This is a genomic window from Streptomyces sp. R302 (genome assembly GCF_012927245.1).
In the GTDB taxonomy this organism is placed as follows: Bacteria; Actinomycetota; Actinomycetes; order Streptomycetales; family Streptomycetaceae; genus Streptomyces.
In genome coordinates, this window is sequence record NZ_JABBGE010000001.1 from 991,731 (window position 1) to 1,010,086 (window position 18,356).

General features: G+C 71.5%; 17 protein-coding genes. 14 read left to right on the forward strand and 3 right to left on the reverse strand.

Features of this window, described 5'->3' with window-relative positions:
• Positions 1 to 6: 6 nt before the first annotated feature.
• The 8 genes from murG (at position 7) to HHL19_RS04600 (ending at position 7,125) form a co-directional block, all read left to right on the forward strand.
• Positions 7 to 1,101, forward strand: coding sequence for an undecaprenyldiphospho-muramoylpentapeptide beta-N-acetylglucosaminyltransferase (murG, locus tag HHL19_RS04565; RefSeq protein WP_169085706.1), 1,095 nt, complete (start codon positions 7 to 9; stop codon positions 1,099 to 1,101).
• Between the two features lie 25 nt (positions 1,102 to 1,126).
• A complete protein-coding gene (locus HHL19_RS04570) occupies positions 1,127 to 1,930 on the forward strand; it encodes an FtsQ-type POTRA domain-containing protein (RefSeq protein ID WP_169085708.1) in 804 nt (267 codons plus the stop codon).
• 279 nt (positions 1,931 to 2,209) lie between these two features.
• Positions 2,210 to 3,424, forward strand: coding sequence for a cell division protein FtsZ (gene ftsZ / locus HHL19_RS04575; RefSeq protein ID WP_169085710.1), 1,215 nt, complete (start codon positions 2,210 to 2,212; stop codon positions 3,422 to 3,424).
• Positions 3,421 to 4,155 carry a peptidoglycan editing factor PgeF gene (gene pgeF / locus HHL19_RS04580; protein WP_169085712.1) on the forward strand — a complete coding sequence of 245 codons (735 nt, stop codon included), beginning with the start codon at positions 3,421 to 3,423 and terminating at the stop codon, positions 4,153 to 4,155. The genes ftsZ and pgeF overlap by 4 nt, the downstream gene beginning before the upstream one ends.
• A gap of 5 nt (positions 4,156 to 4,160) precedes the next feature.
• Positions 4,161 to 4,880 (forward strand): YggS family pyridoxal phosphate-dependent enzyme, encoded by a 720-nt coding sequence (locus HHL19_RS04585; protein ID WP_169085714.1) that lies wholly within the window; start codon positions 4,161 to 4,163, stop codon positions 4,878 to 4,880.
• Positions 4,881 to 5,002: 122 nt separating this feature from the next.
• Entirely contained in the window at positions 5,003 to 5,623 is a 621-nt protein-coding gene (gene sepF, locus HHL19_RS04590; RefSeq protein ID WP_030748389.1) for a cell division protein SepF, read from the forward strand.
• An 82-nt stretch (positions 5,624 to 5,705) separates the two neighbouring features.
• On the forward strand, positions 5,706 to 5,996 hold the full coding sequence (locus HHL19_RS04595) for a YggT family protein (RefSeq protein WP_031007132.1): 291 nt from the start codon (positions 5,706 to 5,708) through the stop codon (positions 5,994 to 5,996).
• A gap of 55 nt (positions 5,997 to 6,051) precedes the next feature.
• Positions 6,052 to 7,125 carry a DivIVA domain-containing protein gene (locus HHL19_RS04600; protein ID WP_169085716.1) on the forward strand — a complete coding sequence of 358 codons (1,074 nt, stop codon included), beginning with the start codon at positions 6,052 to 6,054 and terminating at the stop codon, positions 7,123 to 7,125.
• Positions 7,126 to 7,679: 554 nt separating this feature from the next.
• Here the strand turns inward: HHL19_RS04600 and ileS are convergent.
• Positions 7,680 to 10,817 carry an isoleucine--tRNA ligase gene (ileS, locus tag HHL19_RS04605; RefSeq protein WP_169085718.1) on the reverse strand — a complete coding sequence of 1,046 codons (3,138 nt, stop codon included), beginning with the start codon at positions 10,815 to 10,817 and terminating at the stop codon, positions 7,680 to 7,682.
• Positions 10,818 to 11,377: 560 nt separating this feature from the next.
• On the opposite strand from ileS, the gene HHL19_RS04610 reads away from it, so the two are divergent.
• From HHL19_RS04610 to HHL19_RS04625, 4 genes are all read left to right on the forward strand, one after another.
• Positions 11,378 to 12,319 carry a TraR/DksA C4-type zinc finger protein gene (locus tag HHL19_RS04610; RefSeq protein WP_169085720.1) on the forward strand — a complete coding sequence of 314 codons (942 nt, stop codon included), beginning with the start codon at positions 11,378 to 11,380 and terminating at the stop codon, positions 12,317 to 12,319.
• A 103-nt stretch (positions 12,320 to 12,422) separates the two neighbouring features.
• Entirely contained in the window at positions 12,423 to 12,983 is a 561-nt protein-coding gene (gene lspA / locus HHL19_RS04615) for a signal peptidase II (RefSeq protein ID WP_169085722.1), read from the forward strand.
• A gap of 43 nt (positions 12,984 to 13,026) precedes the next feature.
• Positions 13,027 to 13,968, forward strand: coding sequence for an RluA family pseudouridine synthase (locus HHL19_RS04620; protein WP_169085724.1), 942 nt, complete (start codon positions 13,027 to 13,029; stop codon positions 13,966 to 13,968).
• Entirely contained in the window at positions 13,965 to 14,432 is a 468-nt protein-coding gene (locus tag HHL19_RS04625; protein ID WP_169085726.1) for a GNAT family N-acetyltransferase, read from the forward strand. The genes HHL19_RS04620 and HHL19_RS04625 overlap by 4 nt, the downstream gene beginning before the upstream one ends.
• 103 nt (positions 14,433 to 14,535) lie before the next feature.
• On the opposite strand, the gene HHL19_RS04630 is transcribed toward HHL19_RS04625, so the two are convergent.
• Positions 14,536 to 14,724, reverse strand: a complete 189-nt coding sequence (locus HHL19_RS04630; protein ID WP_169085728.1) for a hypothetical protein — start codon at positions 14,722 to 14,724, stop codon at positions 14,536 to 14,538.
• Between the two features lie 76 nt (positions 14,725 to 14,800).
• Here HHL19_RS04630 and HHL19_RS04635 point away from each other — a divergent pair, with 76 nt between their 5' ends.
• Positions 14,801 to 16,387 (forward strand): Na+/H+ antiporter, encoded by a 1,587-nt coding sequence (locus HHL19_RS04635; protein WP_169085730.1) that lies wholly within the window; start codon positions 14,801 to 14,803, stop codon positions 16,385 to 16,387.
• 47 nt (positions 16,388 to 16,434) lie between these two features.
• Positions 16,435 to 17,016, forward strand: a complete 582-nt coding sequence (locus HHL19_RS04640) for a dienelactone hydrolase family protein (RefSeq protein ID WP_169085732.1) — start codon at positions 16,435 to 16,437, stop codon at positions 17,014 to 17,016.
• A 57-nt stretch (positions 17,017 to 17,073) separates the two neighbouring features.
• On the opposite strand, the gene HHL19_RS04645 is transcribed toward HHL19_RS04640, so the two are convergent.
• Positions 17,074 to 18,072, reverse strand: a complete 999-nt coding sequence (locus HHL19_RS04645; RefSeq protein WP_346768250.1) for a zinc metalloprotease — start codon at positions 18,070 to 18,072, stop codon at positions 17,074 to 17,076.
• Positions 18,073 to 18,356 lie beyond the last annotated feature (284 nt).

Below are 18,356 nucleotides of genomic sequence, written 5' to 3' on the forward strand. Positions count from 1 at the left end.
ATTTCGGTGCATGTCGTACTCGCCGGCGGGGGGACCGCCGGTCACATCGAGCCGGCGCTCGCCCTCGCGGACGCCCTGCGCAGGCAGGACCCGAGCGTGGGCATCACGGCGCTGGGCACGGAGAAGGGCCTGGAGACCCGGCTCGTGCCCGAGCGGGGCTACGAGCTGGCGCTCATCCCCGCCGTACCGCTGCCCCGCAAGCCCACCCCCGAGCTGATCACCGTCCCGGGGCGGCTGCGCGGCACCATCAAGGCCGCCGAGCAGGTCCTGGAGCGGACCAAGGCGGACTGCGTGGTCGGCTTCGGCGGTTACGTGGCGCTGCCCGGCTACCTCGCCGCCAAGCGCCTCGGCGTGCCGATCGTGGTCCACGAGGCCAACGCCCGGCCCGGCCTCGCCAACAAGATCGGCTCCCGGTACGCCGCCGGGGTCGGCGTCGCCACCCCGGACTCCAAGCTCCGCAACGCCCGTTACATCGGCATCCCGCTGCGGCACACCATCGCCACCCTCGACCGGGCCAGGGTCCGGCCCGAGGCGCGCGCCGCCTTCGGCCTCGACCCCAACCTGCCGACGCTGCTCGTGTCCGGCGGCTCCCAGGGCGCCCGCCGGCTCAACGAGGTCATCCAGCAGATCGCCCCGGTGCTCCAGCGCTCCGGCATCCAGATCCTGCACGCGGTCGGCCCGAAGAACGAGGTGCCGCGCGTCGACAACATGCCCGGAATGCCGCCGTACGTGCCGGTACCGTACGTGGACCGGATGGATCTCGCGTACGCCGCCGCCGACATGATGCTCTGCCGCGCCGGCGCCATGACCGTCGCCGAGCTCTCCGCCGTCGGACTGCCCGCCGCCTACGTCCCGCTGCCCATCGGCAACGGCGAACAGCGGCTCAACGCGCAGCCGGTGGTCAAGGCCGGCGGCGGACTCCTCGTCGACGACGCGGAGCTGTCGCCGCAGTGGGTGCAGGCCAACGTCCTGCCCGTACTGGCCGATCCGCACCGGCTGTACGAGATGTCCCGCGCCGCCTCCGAGTTCGGCCGCCGGGACGCCGACGACCTGCTCGTCGGCATGGTGTACGAGGCGATCGCCGCCCGCCGACAGGCGTAGCGGGGGACCGAGGGAAGAGGCGCGCGTGGCAGCCGGACCGACGACCGCGGAGAAGAGCGGCACCAGTAAGCCCAAAGGATCGTCGGACCGGCAGCCCCGGCCGGAAGGCACAGGCGGTCGCTTCCGTCCGACCGGACTGAAGCTCGCCCTGGCCGCCGTCGGCCTGCTCCTGCTCGCCGGCGGCACGGTCTGGGCGCTCTACGGCTCCACCTGGTTCCGTGTGGAAGGTGTGAAGACTTCGGGCACGGCGGTGCTCACCCGGGCCCAGGTCGAGGCCGTCGCCGCCGTCCCGGTCGGCGCCCCGCTGGCCACCGTCGACACCGACGCCATCGCCGCCCGGCTCCGGGAGGAACTCCCGCGCATCGCCTCGGTCGACGTGATCCGGTCCTGGCCGCACGGAATCAGGATCGAAGTGACCGAACGGAAACCCGTGCTCCTTCTGGAAAAACGCGGATCCTTCACCGAAGTGGACGGCGACGCCGTTCCGTTCGCGACCGTCACCACCCCGCCCCGCGGCGTCCCCCGGCTGGTCCTCGACGTGGCGGCTTCGCCCAGCCTGCGGCGGTTCGACGCGGACCGGCTCCTCGCCGAGGCGGTGCGCGTACGGAGTGAACTCCCGGACGCGATCGCGAAGAACACCCGTGTCGTACGCCTGTCCTCGTACGACTCCGTCACTCTGGAGCTCACCCGTGGTCGCACCGTCCTCTGGGGCAGCGCCGAACACGGGCCCGCCAAGGCCCGGGTGCTGGCCGCCCTCATGAAGGCGACCCCCAAAGCGGGGCACTTCGATGTAAGTGCTCCCAGCGCACCCGCCTCGTCGGGGAGTTGACGCGCATCCGCGCTGGCCAGCACCCTGGTTGGCCAGCGCTACGGGTGATCACATAGGGTGAAAAGAAAAACGGGAGGTTCGGCGTGTTCGTTGAACGCGCGCACCTCGTCGACTTAGTGTCCTGTTCGGAAGAGTCCAGCGGGCAGGGACACTGGTAACCCTAAACTTCAACGTTAGGGTTGGGGTCGGCGCAACGGACCACCCCATCGGCATCCGTCGTCGCGGCGCGCAAACCACCGCGCAATGACGACACGTAACTCGAGGCGAGAGGCCTTCGACGTGGCAGCACCGCAGAACTACCTCGCAGTCATCAAGGTCATCGGTGTCGGCGGCGGTGGTGTCAATGCCATCAACCGAATGATCGAGGTCGGTCTCAAGGGCGTCGAGTTCATCGCCATCAACACCGACGCACAGGCACTGTTGATGAGCGACGCCGACGTCAAGCTCGACGTCGGCCGTGAACTGACCCGCGGCCTCGGGGCCGGGGCGAACCCCGCCGTCGGCCGCAAGGCCGCCGAGGACCACCGCGAGGAGATCGAGGAGGTCCTCAAGGGGGCCGACATGGTCTTCGTCACCGCCGGCGAGGGCGGCGGCACCGGCACCGGCGGCGCGCCCGTCGTCGCCAACATCGCGCGCTCGCTCGGCGCGCTCACCATCGGCGTGGTCACCCGCCCCTTCACCTTCGAGGGCCGGCGCCGCGCCAACCAGGCGGAGGACGGCATCGCCGAGCTCCGCGAAGAGGTCGACACCCTCATCGTCATCCCGAACGACCGGCTGCTGTCCATCTCGGACCGCCAGGTGTCGGTCCTCGACGCCTTCAAGTCGGCCGACCAGGTCCTGCTCAGCGGTGTCCAGGGCATCACCGACCTCATCACCACCCCGGGTCTGATCAACCTCGACTTCGCCGACGTCAAGTCGGTCATGTCCGAGGCCGGTTCCGCCCTCATGGGCATCGGCTCCGCCCGCGGCGACGACCGCGCGGTCGCCGCCGCCGAGATGGCGATCTCCTCGCCGCTCCTGGAGGCGTCCATCGACGGCGCCCGCGGTGTGCTGCTCTCCATCTCCGGCGGCAGCGATCTCGGCCTCTTCGAGATCAACGAGGCCGCCCAGCTGGTCAGCGAGGCCGCCCACCCGGAGGCCAACATCATCTTCGGCGCCGTCATCGACGACGCCCTCGGCGACGAGGTCCGGGTCACCGTCATCGCGGCCGGCTTCGACGGCGGCCAGCCGCCGGCCCGCCGGGACAACATCATCGGCTCGGTCTCCGCCAAGCGCGAGGAGCCCGCCCCGGTCTCCCGCACCACCGAGAACCCCCGCCCGCTCGGCGGCCTCGGCACGGTGACCCCGCGCGAGGAGCCCGCGGCCGCACCGGTCGAGCCGGCCCCGGTCGTCAACGAGGCCCCGCTGCCGCCCGCCCCGCCGGTGGTCCCGCCGGCCCGTCCGTACACGGACAGCCCCGCCGAGGAGCTGGACGTGCCGGACTTCCTGAAGTGATAGGGCACCGCCACACGACGAACGGCGCGCACTTCGCCTTCACCGACAGGTGGGGCGGGGTGAGCGCCGTTCCGTACGAGGAGCTCAACCTCGGCGGCGCCGTCGGCGACGACCCGGAGGCCGTACGGACCAACCGGGCCCGCGCCGCCGCAGGCCTCGGCCTCGACCCGGACCTCGTCGTCTGGATGAACCAGGTCCACGGCGCCGACGTCGCCGTGGTCGACGGCCCCTGGGAACACGGCGAGGCCGTCCCCGCCGTCGACGCGGTCGTCACCACCCGCCGCGGACTCGGCCTCGCCGTCCTCACCGCGGACTGCGTCCCCGTCCTCCTCGCCGACCCGGTAGCCGGGGTCGCCGCCGCCGCCCACGCCGGGCGGCCCGGCATGATCGCCGGAGTCGTCCCCGCCGCCGTCGAGGCCATGGTGGAACTGGGCGCCGAGCCCGCCCGGATCACCGCCCGCACCGGCCCCGCCGTCTGCGGACGCTGCTACGAGGTCCCCGAGACGATGCGCGCCGAGGTCGCGGCCGTCGAACCCGACGCGTACGCGGAGACCTCCTGGGGCACCCCCGCCGTCGACGTCGCCGCCGGGGTCCGGGCCCAGCTCGCCCGGCTCGGCGTGACCGACGTCGAGGACACCGGGGTCTGCACCCTGGAGTCCGGCGACCACTACTCGTACCGCCGCGACCGCACCACCGGGCGACTCGCGGGATATGTCTGGTTGGGCAGGTAAGAGGAATGACGGACCGTAAGGCCGAACTCGCGGAGAACCTGGCACGGGTGGAGGAGCGGATCGCCGCCGCCTGCGCCGCCGCCGGGCGACCCCGCGAGGAGGTCACCCTGATCGTCGTCACCAAGACCTACCCCGCGAGCGATGTGCGGATCCTGCACGGACTCGGGGTGCGCCACGTGGCGGAGAACCGCGACCAGGACGCCGCGCCCAAGGCGGCCGCCTGCGCCGATCTCGATCTCAGCTGGCACTTCGTCGGTCAGTTGCAGACCAACAAGGTCAGATCCGTGGTGGGTTATGCCGATGTGGTGCAGTCCGTCGACCGGCTCCGACTCGTCTCCTCGCTCTCCGCGGCGGCCGGGAAGGCCGGGCGGGAGCTCGGCTGCCTGATCCAGGTCGCCCTCGACGCCGAGGCCGGCGGGCGGGGCGACCGCGGCGGTGTCGCGCCCGACGGGATCGAGGAGTTGGCCGCCGCCCTCGACGAGGCCCCCGGGCTGAGGCTCGCCGGGCTCATGACCGTCGCCCCGCTCGTCGGGGAGTACGCCGGGCGGCAACGGGCCGCGTTCGACCGGCTGATGGATTTGTCGACTGCCCTGCGCGCGACCCGTCCGGCTGCGAACATGGTGTCAGCGGGAATGAGTGCGGACCTCGAGGACGCCATCGCCGCCGGGGCGACACACGTACGCGTCGGTACGGCGGTACTCGGAGACCGCCCGAAGCTCGGGTAACGTCGCGAAGCAGGTCGGACCACAGCAGAAAATATGGTCATTCCGCGAACGGCGGGGTGACCACGTGGATCGCGGGCACTTGGTGACGAGGCCGATCCACCACAGAGCGGAGGAATCGGAGCATGGCCGGCGCGATGCGCAAGATGGCGGTCTACCTCGGTCTCGTGGAGGACGATGGGTACGACGGCCGGGGCTTCGACCCCGACGACGACTTCGAACCCGAGCTGGAGCCGGAGCCCGAGAGGGAGCGGCGCCACACCCCCCCGCGCCAGATCGAGCGTGAGGAGCCCGTGCGTGTGGTGGCCCCGCCGGCCCCCCGGGAACCGGTCGCCCACTCTGCCCCGGTACTCGCCGAAAGTGGACGTCCGGCCCGAATTGCCCCCGTGGCATCCATCACACCCGAACGCCCGAGCCTGGAGAAGAACGCACCGGTGATCATGCCCAAGGTCGTGTCCGAGCGGGAGCCGTACCGCATCACCACGCTCCACCCCCGGACCTACAACGAGGCCCGTACCATCGGGGAACACTTCCGTGAGGGTACCCCGGTGATCATGAACCTCACGGAGATGGACGACACGGACGCGAAGCGACTTGTCGACTTTGCCGCCGGACTCGTCTTCGGGCTCCATGGCAGCATTGAGCGCGTGACGCAGAAGGTGTTCCTGTTGTCGCCTGCTAACGTCGATGTCACGGCGGAGGACAAGGCCCGGATCGCAGAGGGCGGATTCTTCAACCAGAGCTGAGAACGAAACCGGACGGACCGGCTGCGGGGAAGCGGCCGGAGCAAGCTGAGCACACGAGAGCCAGGGGAGAGGGAACAGCGGGATGGGCGTCGCACTACAGGTGGTCTACATCGCGCTGATGTGCTTCCTCGTCTTCCTGATCTTCCGGCTGGTCATGGACTACGTCTTCCAGTTCGCCCGTTCATGGCAACCCGGTAAGGCGATGGTGGTCGTTCTGGAGGCCACCTACACTGTCACCGATCCACCGCTCAAGCTCCTGCGGCGGCTCATCCCGCCGCTTCGTCTCGGGGGCGTGGCACTCGACCTGTCCTTCTTCGTTCTGATGATCATCGTCTACATCCTCATCTCCGTCGTGAACTCCCTCGCGAGGTGAGCGTGGACGATACGGTCCTGCCGACTGCCGACGACTACGTAGAGGTGAAGAAGAGATGCCGCTGACCCCTGAGGACGTGCGGAACAAGCAGTTCACGACCGTCCGACTGCGAGAAGGCTATGACGAGGACGAGGTCGACGCCTTTCTCGACGAGGTCGAGGCCGAGCTGACCCGCCTGCTCCGCGAGAACGAGGACCTGCGCGCCAAGCTGGCCGCGGCCACGCGTGCCGCCGCGCAGAACCAGCAGCAGGCCATGCGCAAGCCCCCGGAGCCGCAGGACCGTCCCGTCGGACCCGGCGCCCCGGTGCCCGCCGCCATATCCGGTCCGCCGGTCCAGCAGCAGCCGCCGCAGATGGGCCCGCCGCAGCTGCCTTCCGGTGCTCCTCAGCTTCCCGCCGGCCCCATGCAGGGCGGACCCATGGGTCCCGGCCCGATGCAGGGCGGTCCGATGGGTCCCGGCCCGATGCAGGGCGGCCCCATGGGCCACCCGCAGCAGCAGCAGATGCAGCAGCAGCAGCCTCCGCAGCAGCCCGGTGGCGACAGCGCCGCGCGTGTCCTCTCGCTGGCCCAGCAGACCGCCGACCAGGCGATCGCCGAGGCCCGCTCCGAGGCAAACAAGATCGTCGGCGAGGCGCGCTCGCGCGCCGAGGGCCTGGAGCGGGACGCCCGCGCCAAGGCGGACGCTCTGGAGCGGGACGCGCAGGAGAAGCACCGCGTCGCGATGGGCTCCCTGGAGTCCGCCCGCGCCACGCTGGAGCGCAAGGTCGAGGACCTGCGGGGCTTCGAGCGCGAGTACCGGACCCGTCTGAAGTCCTACCTGGAGTCCCAGCTGCGTCAGCTGGAGACCCAGGCGGACGACTCGCTGGCTCCGCCGCGGACCCCGGCGACGGCCTCGCTGCCGCCGGCCCCGTCCATGGCGTCGGCCGGTGCGGGTGCGCCGTCCTACGGTGGCAACGGTCCGATGGGCGGCGGTCCGTCCATGGGCGGTGCCCCGTCCTACGGCGGCCAGCAGCAGATGTCCCCGGCGATGACCCAGCCGATGGCTCCGGTCCGTCCGCAGGCGCCGCAGCCGATGCAGCAGGCGCCGGCGCCGATGCGGGGCTTTCTGATCGACGAGGACGACAACTGAGGCGGCGCCTGAGCGTGCGTTGAGCACGTAGCCGTCGGCAGCCGAAGGGCCAGGACCTGGATCACCTCCAGGCACCTGGCCCTTCGCCGTCCCTGCGGGCATACGTCCCGCCAGGGCGGTGCCCACCCGCAGGCCCCGGCGCGGGGCCTGGCCCCGGTGCGGTCTGCGCGCCCGTCGCCCCTGTGGGCATACGTCCCGCCAGGGCGGTGCCCACCCTGCGCCCGGCGTCCCTGTGGGCATACGTCCCGCTAGGGCGGGACGGGTGGGCACAGGGACGGCGCCCTCTGCCGCGCCTCGGCTTCCTGCGCCTGGACCCGCACCACGATGTACGGCTCCGTACCGGTGCAGGTCCAGGCGCAGAAGCGGAAGCACCCGCAAAGGGTGCCGTTCCGTTGTGCCCACCCTCCCCCAAGCTCTCGGCTTCGCTCGAGCAGGGGGGACCCCCATCGCCCTAGCGGAACGCCTGCCCACAACGGAACGGCGGTGCCGGAACCGGGTGGGGTGGGGATACGGAAGGGCCCCGCACCTTTGGGTGCGGGGCCCTTGCGGTGGGGTTACGCCTTGTGGAGGTGGAAGGTGAGGGCGAGGGGTTCGTCGGTGAAGGGGGGGCCGTAGGAGTCCGTGGGGGCGCCTTCGGCGTAGTCCGTCGCCAGGACCTCGTCCGCGATGAGGGTCGCGTGGGCCGTCAGCGCCTCCGCCGTCTCCGGCGACGTGGTCGTCCAGCGGAGCGCGATGCGGTCCGCGACGTCGAGGCCGCTGTTCTTGCGGGCCTCCTGGATGAGGCGGATCGCGTCGCGCGCGAGGCCGGCGCGCCGCAGCTCGGGGGTGATCTCCAGGTCCAGGGCGACCGTCGCGCCGGAGTCGGAGGCGACCGACCAGCCCTCGCGCGGGGTCTCCGTGATGATGATCTCCTCCGGGGTGACGGTGATCGTCTCGCCGTTCACCGTCAGCGGCGCCTCGCCGTCCCGCAGCGCCAGCGCCAGCGCCGCCGCGTCGGTCGCGGCGACCGCCTTCGCCACGTCCTGGACGCCCTTGCCGAAGCGCTTGCCGAGGGCGCGGAAGTTCGCCTTGGCCGTGGTGTCGACCAGCGAGCCGCCGACCTCGGAGAGGGAGGCCAGGGAGGAGACGTTCAACTCCTCCGTGATCTGGGCCTGGAGCTCGGGGGAGAGCGCCGCGAAGCCGTTCGCCGCCACCAGCGCGCGGGAGAGCGGCTGGCGGGTCTTCACGCCGGACTCGGCACGCGTGGCACGGCCCAGCTCGACGAGGCGGCGGACGAGGAGCATCTGCTCGGAGAGCGTGCCGTCGATGAGCGCCGCGTCGGCCTCCGGCCAGGTCGCGAGGTGGACCGACTCGGGGGCGTCCGGCGTCACCGGGACGACGAGGTCCTGCCAGACCCGCTCCGTGATGAAGGGGGTCAGCGGGGCCATCAGGCGGGTGACGGTCTCGACGACGTCGTGCAGGGTCCGCAGGGCCGCCTTGTCGCCCTGCCAGAAGCGGCGGCGGGAGCGGCGCACGTACCAGTTGGACAGGTCGTCGACGAAGGCCGAGACCAGCTTGCCGGTGCGCTGGGTGTCGTACGCCTCCATCGCCTCGGTCGTCTCGGCGACCAGCGTGTTCAGCTCGGAGAGCAGCCAGCGGTCGAGGACCGGGCGGTCGGCCGGCGCCGGGTCGGCCGCGGACGGCGCCCAGCCGGACGTACGGGCGTAGAGGGCCTGGAAGGCGACCGTGTTCCAGTAGGTGAGGAGCGTCTTGCGGACGACCTCCTGGATGGTGCCGTGGCCGACCCGGCGGGCCGCCCAGGGGGAGCCGCCGGCGGCCATGAACCAGCGCACGGCGTCGGCGCCGTGCTGGTCCATCAGCGGGATCGGCTGGAGGATGTTGCCGAGGTGCTTGGACATCTTGCGGCCGTCCTCGGCGAGGATGTGGCCGAGGCAGACCACGTTCTCGTAGGACGACTTGTCGAAGACGAGGGTGCCGACCGCCATCAGGGTGTAGAACCAGCCGCGGGTCTGGTCGATGGCCTCGGAGATGAACTGCGCCGGGTAGCGGGACTCGAACAGTTCCTTGTTCTTGTACGGGTAGCCGTACTGCGCGAACGGCATGGAGCCCGAGTCGTACCAGGCGTCGATGACCTCGGGCACGCGCGTGGCGGTCTTCGCGCAGCTGGGGCACGGGAAGGTGACCGCGTCGATGAACGGGCGGTGCGGGTCGAGCTCCGACTGGTCGGTGCCGGTCAGCTCGGTGAGCTCCGCGCGCGAGCCGACGCAGGTCAGGTGGCCGTCCTCGCAGCGCCAGATGGGCAGCGGGGTGCCCCAGTAGCGGTTGCGGGAGAGGGCCCAGTCGACGTTGTTGGTGAGCCAGTCGCCGAAGCGGCCGCGCTTGACGGAGTCCGGGAACCAGTTGGTCTTCTCGTTCTCCTCCAGGAGCCGGTCCTTGACGGCGGTCGTACGGATGTACCAGGACGGCTGCGCGTAGTAGAGCAGGGCCGTGTGGCAGCGCCAGCAGTGCGGGTAGCTGTGCTCGTACGGGATGTGCCGGTAGAGCAGGCCGCGGGCTTCGAGATCGGCGGTGAGCGCCTCGTCGGCCTTCTTGAAGAAGACGCCGCCGACCAGCGGCACGTCCTCCTCGAAGGTGCCGTCGGGGCGGACCGGGTTCACGACCGGCAGGCCGTACGCCTTGCAGACCTTGAGGTCGTCCTCGCCGAAGGCGGGGGACTGGTGGACGAGACCGGTGCCGTCCTCGGTGGTGACGTACTCGGCGTTGACCACGTAGTGGGCCGGGGCGTCGAAGGGGACCAGCTCGAAGGGGCGCTGGTAGGTCCAGCGCTCCATCTCGGCGCCGGTGAAGGACTCGCCGGTGGTGACCCAGCCCTCGCCGAGGGCCTTGTCGAGCAGCGGCTCGGCCACGACGATCTTCTCGTCGCCGTCCGTGGCGACCACGTAGGTGACCTCGGGGTGGGCGGCGACGGCCGTGTTGGAGACCAGCGTCCAGGGGGTCGTCGTCCAGACGAGGAGCGCGGCCTGCCCGGCGAGCGGGCCGGACGTCAGCGGGAAGCGGACGTAGACCGAGGGGTCGACGACGGTCTCGTAGCCCTGGGCCAGCTCGTGGTCGGAGAGGCCGGTGCCGCAGCGGGGGCACCAGGGGGCGACGCGGTGGTCCTGGACGAGCAGGTCCTTGTCGAAGATCTGCTTGAGCGACCACCAGACCGACTCGATGTACGAGGGGTCCATGGTGCGGTAGGCGTCGTCGAGGTCGACCCAGTAGCCCATCCGGGTCGTGAGCTCGGCGAAGGCGTCGGTGTGGCGGGTCACCGACTCGCGGCACTTCGCGTTGAACTCCGCGATGCCGTACTCCTCGATGTCCTTCTTGCCGGAGAAGCCGAGTTCCTTCTCGACGGCGAGCTCGACCGGGAGGCCGTGGCAGTCCCAGCCGGCCTTGCGGGCCACGTGGTAGCCGCGCATGGTGCGGAAGCGCGGGAAGACGTCCTTGAAGACGCGGGCCTCGATGTGGTGGGCGCCCGGCATGCCGTTGGCGGTCGGCGGGCCCTCGTAGAACACCCACTCGGGGCGGCCCTCGGACTGCTCCAGGGTCTTCGCGAAGACCTTGTTCTCCTGCCAGAAGTCGAGCACGGCGTGCTCGAGCGCGGACAGGTCGACCTGGGCGGGCACCTGGCGGTACTGCGGCGTGGTCATGCGGCGGACTCTCCTCCGGACGGACGTTGCGTGCTTCCGTCGGAGGGACGAGAGCAGCGCTCCCGCGGTACCACCCTCCTTGGCCCCGGGCGTGTCCGCCCTGAGCCCCCTCATTGGGGTCGCGACACCGGGTCTAGTCACCGCGCTTCGTGGTGCGTGTCCACGCGGCTTTCTTCCGGCAGCTCCGGGGTGATGCTTCGCATCGGGCTCGCCCCCGGGCTCTCACCGTCCCCGGGTCGCTCATGGCTCGCGTACGACGCTACTGGTCCCCATCGATGCCTCTCGCTGAGGCCAGTGTACGGGGCGCGGGGGCGCCGGGCCGACCGGTTTACCGGTGACCCGAATGGCACAGGGGGCGGTCCGGGGTTCCCGGGGGCCGTGTGGGGGAGCGGCCGGGCGGATATCCCGGCGGGGAGTTGGGCACCTGTTCCGACGGGTGTGCGCCGAGGGCCGCGGGGCGGGCGGAATGGGCGGCGTGCCCCGTTGCCGCGCGCCTTGGGCCGATTTATCGTCCCAGCACGATGCGCGAGCAAGATCACAAAATGTGAAGGGGCCGCGACATGGTGGCGAAGAAGACCGCCGCGAAGCAGTCCCCGGCCGCCGCCGGGGACCCCGGGGCCACCGGTTCCCCGGGCGACCCCGAGGCCCCGGACGGCGCCCCGGCGAAGGCCTCCGTCCGGAAGCGGGCGGCCGGCAAGGCCGCCACCAAGGCGGCCCCGTCCCGCGCGCCCGCGGCGGAGACCGCCGCAGAGGCGGAGGCGGAGGCCCCCGCGGGGAAGGACCCGAAGGCCGCGAAGACCTCGAAGAGCCCCGCGAAGAAGGCGACCGCGGCCGAGAAGACCGCGAAGAAGGCCACGGCGGAGAAGCCCGCGGCCCGGAAGGCCGCGAAGAAGGCGGCCGTCGGGGAGACCGCCGCCGGCGGGGCGGCGGCCCCGGGAGCGAACCACTCCGCGGCGGAGTCCGTGGAGAAGACCGTGAAGAAGGCCTCGGGCCGCAAGGCCGCGGGCACGAAGAAGCAGACAGGAGCCAGGACGGTGGCAGCGAAGAAGACCGCGGGTGGCGTCACGACCGCCGAGGACGAGGCGGCCGTGCCCCCGGCGCGTACGGGTGAGCTCGCGGTGCGGCCCGGCGAGGACCCGTGGACGCCGGACGAGGTCGCCGAGGCCCGCAGCGAGCTCCAGGCCGAGGTGCTGCGGCTGCGCAGCGAGCTGGCCCACTCCCAGGAGGAGCTGACCGGTCTGATGCGGGACTCCGGCGACGGCGCCGGCCAGGACGAGGCCGACACCGGCACCAAGAACATCACGCGCGAGCACGAGCTGGCCCTGGCGGCGAACGCCCGGGAGATGCTGGAGCAGACCGAGCACGCCCTGGAGCGGCTCGACGCGGGCACGTACGGCCTCTGCGAGGTCTGCGGCAAGCCCATCGGCAAGGCCAGGATGCAGGCCTTCCCCCGCGCCACCCTCTGCGTGGAGGACAAGCAGAAGCAGGAGCGGCGCGGCTAGGCACCGGCTTCGGCGGGACCGGCGGCTCGGACTGCCGGTCTCGTACGTCTGTGCCGTACCCTCGGGGCACGGTCAGGCAACGAGGTACGAGGGACTCACTCACGTGGCAGAGACGGAGAGCGTCATCGGTACGCCGGATTCAGCACCGGATGCGGCGGAGGCCGAGGAGCGGCCCAAGGGGAGGCGGCGGATCGTCGCCCTCTTCGTGGTGGCCGTGCTCGCCTATCTGATCGACCTCGGCAGCAAGATCGTCGTGGTGGAGAAGCTGGAGGGCCGCGAGCCGATCAAGGTGATCGGCGACCTGCTCCGCTTCGAGGCGATCCGGAACCCGGGCGCGGCCTTCGGCATGGGCGAGGCGTTCACCATCGTCTTCACCTGCATCGCGGCGGCCGTCATCGTGGTGATCGTCCGGCTGGCCCGGAAGCTCTACAGCCTGCCCTGGGCGATCGCGCTCGGGCTGCTGCTCGGCGGCGCGCTGGGCAACCTCACCGACCGGCTGTTCCGTTCGCCGGGCGTCTTCGAGGGCGCGGTCGTGGACTTCATCGCCCCGGCGCACTTCGCCGTCTTCAACCTCGCCGACTCGGCGATCGTCTGCGGCGGCATTCTGATCGTCATCCTGTCCTTCCGGGGCCTGGACCCGGACGGCACCGTCCACAAGGACTGAGCACGCAGGACCGAGCACTCCCGGCACAAGGCATACTCGACGGGTGAGCACGAGTCCCGAGATCCGCACCCTGCCCGTTCCCGATGGCCTGGAGGGCGAGCGCGTCGACGCCGCCATCGCCCGAATGTTCGGGTTCTCCCGTACGAAGGCGGCCGAGCTCGCCGCGGCGGGGAAGGTCCAGGTCGACGGCTCCGTCGTCGGCAAGTCCGAGCGGGTCAGCGGCGGTGCGTGGCTGGAGGTCGAGATGCCCGGCGCCCCGGCGCCCGTGCAGATCGTCGCCGAGCCCGTCGAGGGCATGGAGATCGTCCACGACGACGACGACATCGTCGTCATCATGAAGCCGGTCGGGGTGGCGGCCCATCCGAGCCCCGGCTGGACCGGCACCACCGTCATCGGCGGCCTCGCCGCCGCCGGCTACCGGATCTCCACCTCCGGCGCCGCCGAACGCCAGGGCATCGTGCACCGCCTCGACGTCGGCACCTCCGGCCTGATGGTGGTCGCCAAGTCGGAGTACGCGTACACCTCGCTCAAGCGCCAGTTCAAGGAGCGCGTGGTCGACAAGCGCTACCACGCGCTGGTGCAGGGCCACCCGGACCCGCTGAGCGGCACCATCGACGCGCCGATCGGCCGGCACCCGAACCACGACTACAAGTGGGCCGTGACCGCCGACGGCAAGCCGTCCGTCACCCACTACGACCTCATCGAGGCGTACCGGGCGGCCTCGCTGCTCGACATCAAGCTGGAGACCGGCCGCACCCACCAGATCCGGGTGCACATGTCGGCCCACCGGCACCCCTGCGTCGGCGACCTCACCTACGGCGCCGACCCGACCATGGCCAAGCGCCTCGGGCTGACCCGCCAGTGGCTGCACGCGGTCCGGCTGGGCTTCGAGCACCCCGGCGACGGACAGTGGGTCGAGTTCTCCTCCACCTATCCGGCCGACCTCCGAACCGCGCTCGACCGCATCGAGGCGGAGAGCCGGTGAGCGGGGCGTACACGGTCCGCGAGGCCGTCGCCGACGAGGACCGGGAGGCGTGCTTCGCGGTGCGCCGTGAGGTCTTCGTCGAGGAGCAGGGCGTCCCGGCGGAGATCGAGTACGACACGTACGACGCCACCGCCGTGCACGTCCTCGCGGTCCGCGCGGACGGCGTGCCGCTGGGCACCGGGCGGCTGCTGCACGGCGCCGACGCGACCGGCAAGACCGGAGGGGACGCCTCCGTCGGCTCGCTCGGCCGGCTCGCGGTCGCCGGTGCGGCGCGCGGTCTCGGCGTCGGCGCGGCGCTGGTCCGGGCCATCGAGGACGCTGCCCGCGAGCGCGGTCTCACCGCCGTCGACCTGCACGCGCAGACCCACGCCCTCGGCTTCTACGAGCGGCTGGGCTACGTGGCGTACGGCGGCGAGTTCCCGGACGCGGGCATCCCGCACCGGGCGATGCGCCGGGTGCTCTGACGGCTCCCGGACGCGACAGGGGCCCGGTCCGGTGGGACGCGGGCCCTCGGGGCTGCCCGGGACGGCGTTCGCGGCGCGTCCGGGCACGGCGTTTCGGCGTCGGCTACTTCCAGGTGTGGCAGCCGTGCGGCCGTTCGGCGACGGGGCCGGTGCACTGACCGCTCTGGCCTCCGCCGTTTCCGCCGTTGGTGGGCGGGTGGGGTGACGCCAGCGCGGCCGAGCCGGCGCCGAGCACACCGGCGACGGCGAGCACCAGGGCCGCCGCGCGACGCCCGATGGTCTGCTTCAGCATGACACCCTCCTCACGACTGGTCGGAATGTCCTCTTTATGATATTCCTTCGATCTTGGACCGGCTCAAGGGGACACCGTGGACCAGCTCGCCCTGCTGTTCTTGCTGTTGCTCGGGGCGGTGCTCACCGTCCCCCTGGGTGACCGGCTGGGGCTGCCCGCGCCCGTCCTGATGACGCTCCTCGGGATCGTGCTGGCCTTCCTGCCCTTCGTGCCCAACGTCGACATCCCGCCCGAGCTCATCCTTCCGCTGGTGCTGCCGCCGCTGCTGTACGCCTCGGTGCAGCGGACCTCCTGGCGGCAGTTCGCGGCGAACCGGCGGCCGATCTTCCTGCTGGCGGTGGCCCTGGTCTTCGTGACCACGGCCGCCGTCGGCGCGGTCGCGAACGCGCTGGTGCCGGGCATTCCGCTCGCCGCCGCGCTGGCGCTCGGCGCCCTCGTCGCCCCGCCCGACCCGGTCGCGGCGACCGCCGTGGCCGGCTCGCTCGAGCTGCCCCGGCGGCTGGTGTCGATCCTGGAGGGCGAGGGGCTCTTCAACGACGTGACCGCGATCGTGCTGTACCACGTGGCGATCGCCGCCGTGGTGAGCGGCGAGTTCTCCTGGCCCGAGGCGCTGGGGGAGTTCGCCCTCTCGGCGGTGGTGGCGATCGTGGTCGGCCTCGCCCTCGGCTGGGTCGCGAACAAGCTCATGGGCTTCCTCGGCGACGCCACCCTGCAGACCGGGCTCACCCTCCTCGTGCCCTTCGTCTCCTACGTCCTCGCCGAGGAGCTGTACGGCTCCGGTGTCCTCGCGGTCCTGGTCACCGCGCTCTTCCTCGCCGAGTACGCGGTCGACGCCGACGACGTGATGGGGCGGCTCGCCGGGCAGACCTTCTGGGAGATCGTCGACACCCTGGTCACCGGCATCGCCTTCGGTCTCATCGGCCTGGAGCTCATCCACGTCCTCGGCGTCGCCGAGGGGCACGTGGGCGAGATGCTCGGCTGGGGCGCGGCGGTCGTCGGCGTGGTCGTCGGGGTCCGGCTGCTGTGGCTGCTGCCGGCCGGCTGGCTGGCGCAGAAGCTGCACGACCGGCGGGACGTCGACGAGGAGATCCCGACGAGCTGGCGGGAGACCGTCGTCATGTGGTGGTCGGGGATGCGCGGGGTGGCCTCGGTCGCGCTGGCCCTCGCCATCCCCCTCACCACCGACGACGGTTCGCCCTTCCCCGGCAGGGACGAGCTGATCTTCCTCGCCTTCTGCGTGATCCTCGCCACCCTGGTGGTGCAGGGGCTCACCCTGCCGTGGCTGGTCCGCAGACTCGGGGTGAAGGCCGACGCCGACGCCGAGCGGGCCTTCGAGCGGGAGCTGGCGCTGCGGGCCGCCAAGGCCGCCAAGCGGCGCCTGAAGGAGATCGAGGAGGTCGAGGAGCTGCCCGAGGAGGTCGCCGAGCGGCTCCAGCGCGGGGCCTTCGACATCGGGGCGCGGATCAGCCCGGACATGGTGGACGAGGAGCGGCGGGCCGCGTTCACCGAGCGGGTCGAGCGGGTGAAGCGGCTCCAGGCGATCCAGCGGGAGATGATGTCCGCCGCGCGGCACGCGGTGCTCTCGGCGCGCAGCGAGCCGGGCGCCGACCCGGAGGTGGTCGACCGGGTGCTGCGCCACCTGGACGTCCGCTCGCTGCGCTGACCTGGGGGTTCCCGCGGCCTGTCGGGGGCGGGTGGCAGGATGGCGGGATGGACATCATGCTTTTCCACTCGGTGTACGGGAAGCGCCCGGCCGTGGAGGCCGCCGCCGACCGGCTGCGGGCCGCCGGCCACCAGGTGTGGGTGCCGGACCTCTTCGACGGCTGGACCACCGACTCGGTGGAGGAGGGCATGGCGAAGAAGGACGAGATCGGCTCGGACGAGCTGCTGAAGCGCGCGGTCCTGGCCGCCGCCCCCTACTCGGAGCGCGGTCTGGTCTACGCGGGCTTCTCCTTCGGCGCCTCGGTCGCGCAGACCCTGGCGCTCGGCGACGAGAAGGCGCGCGGGCTGCTGCTGCTCCACGGCACCTCGGACCTGGCGCCGAACGCCTCGGTGGACGAGCTCCCCGTCCAGCTGCACGTGGCCGAGCCCGACCCGTTCGAGACGGACGACTGGCTGTCGTCCTGGTACCTCCAGATGGGCAGGGCGGGGGCCGACGTGGAGGTCTACCGCTACCGGGGGGCCGGGCACGTGTACACGGACCCGGAGCTGCCGGACTGGGACTCCGAGGCGGCGGAGCGGACCTGGGCGATCGCCCTCGACTTCCTCGACGGGCTCGGCGGGGAGGAGTGACGGGGACGGCCCCCGGGGGATTCCCCCGGGGGCCGTTCACTGTGCGCGGACGGGCCGTCAGGCGCGGTACGCGGTCCAGTGGTCGTTCATGCGGGTCACCTGGCCGGTGGTGAACTGGTACATGCAGGCGTCGTACGTGTAGTCCATGAAGTTGTGGATCGGGTCCGCGCCGGACTTGCGGGCGCAGGAGTCACGGCCGGTCGGGCACTCGTAGGCCGGGGACTTCTCGGCCGGGGTGTCGTCGACGTAGTCGCCGTTGCCGTTGCAGCCGCCCTGGAAGGTGTGGTAGAGGCCCATCCAGTGGCCGACCTCGTGGGTGGCGGTGTCGCCCTCGTCGTAGTTGGCCGCCGAGCCGCCCGGGAGGGAGGCGTCGAGCAGGACCACGCCGTCCATGGACGGGTTGGAGTTGTACGAGGACGGGAAGGTCGCCCAGCCGAGCAGGCCGCCGCTGAGGTTGGCGGTGTAGATGTTCAGCGCGTTCGCGCCGCCCTGGCGGAGGGACTGCTTCATGTCCTTCTCGGCGGTGGAGCCGGAGGCCAGGTTGTACCAGGAGGCGTTGTCCGTGTAGGTGGTGCCGGCGAGCGAGAACTGGAAGCCGGTGTTCACGTTGCCGGTGCCCTGGCCGCCGAAGGCCGCGTTGAGCACGTTCATCTGGTTGTTGATGTCCGTGGAGCTCAGCTTGCCGGTCGTGCCGCTGTGGACGACGTGGAAGTAGACCGGGATGGTCCCGCCGGCGGTGGCGGCCGCGGCGGAGAGCCGGCCGCTCGACTTCAGGGCCGAGAGCTTCTTGCTCAGGTCGGCGTCCATGGCCTTGGCCTGGGAGGCGGAGACCTCGTTCGGCTCGTTGGCGTGGGTGTCGGCGCCCTTCTCCTTGCGGGCGCCGGACAGGGTGGCCGTGTCGTCGGCGCACTCCTCGGCGGAGGCGCCGGCCAGGGTCGGGGAGGCCTGGGCGACGACGGGGGCGGAGAAGGGCGCCAGGGCCAGGGTTCCGGCCAGGACGGCAGTGCCGAGTACACGACGTGAGGTACGCGGCGATATACGGACAAGAGCACGCACAGGTGACTCCTCGCGGGGGGTTGTGGGGAGGTACTTCCTCGCCACGGCGGGGAGATTACGCGTCCATGTCATGTCCCGTTGAGCGGTGATCAGGCCCAATCAATCGGAGGACAATTGGGGTCATCCGGAAGAAAATTTCTTGCGGCCCCCGGAGTTTGAGACACCGACGTAACGAAACCCGCGCCGGAGGCGGGTGGTGTGTCCGGATTCGCGTGTCCGGATCCACCACCCGCCGTAGCCATGTGATCTCCCGTTAACAGAAGGGATCATGGCTGAAAATAGTC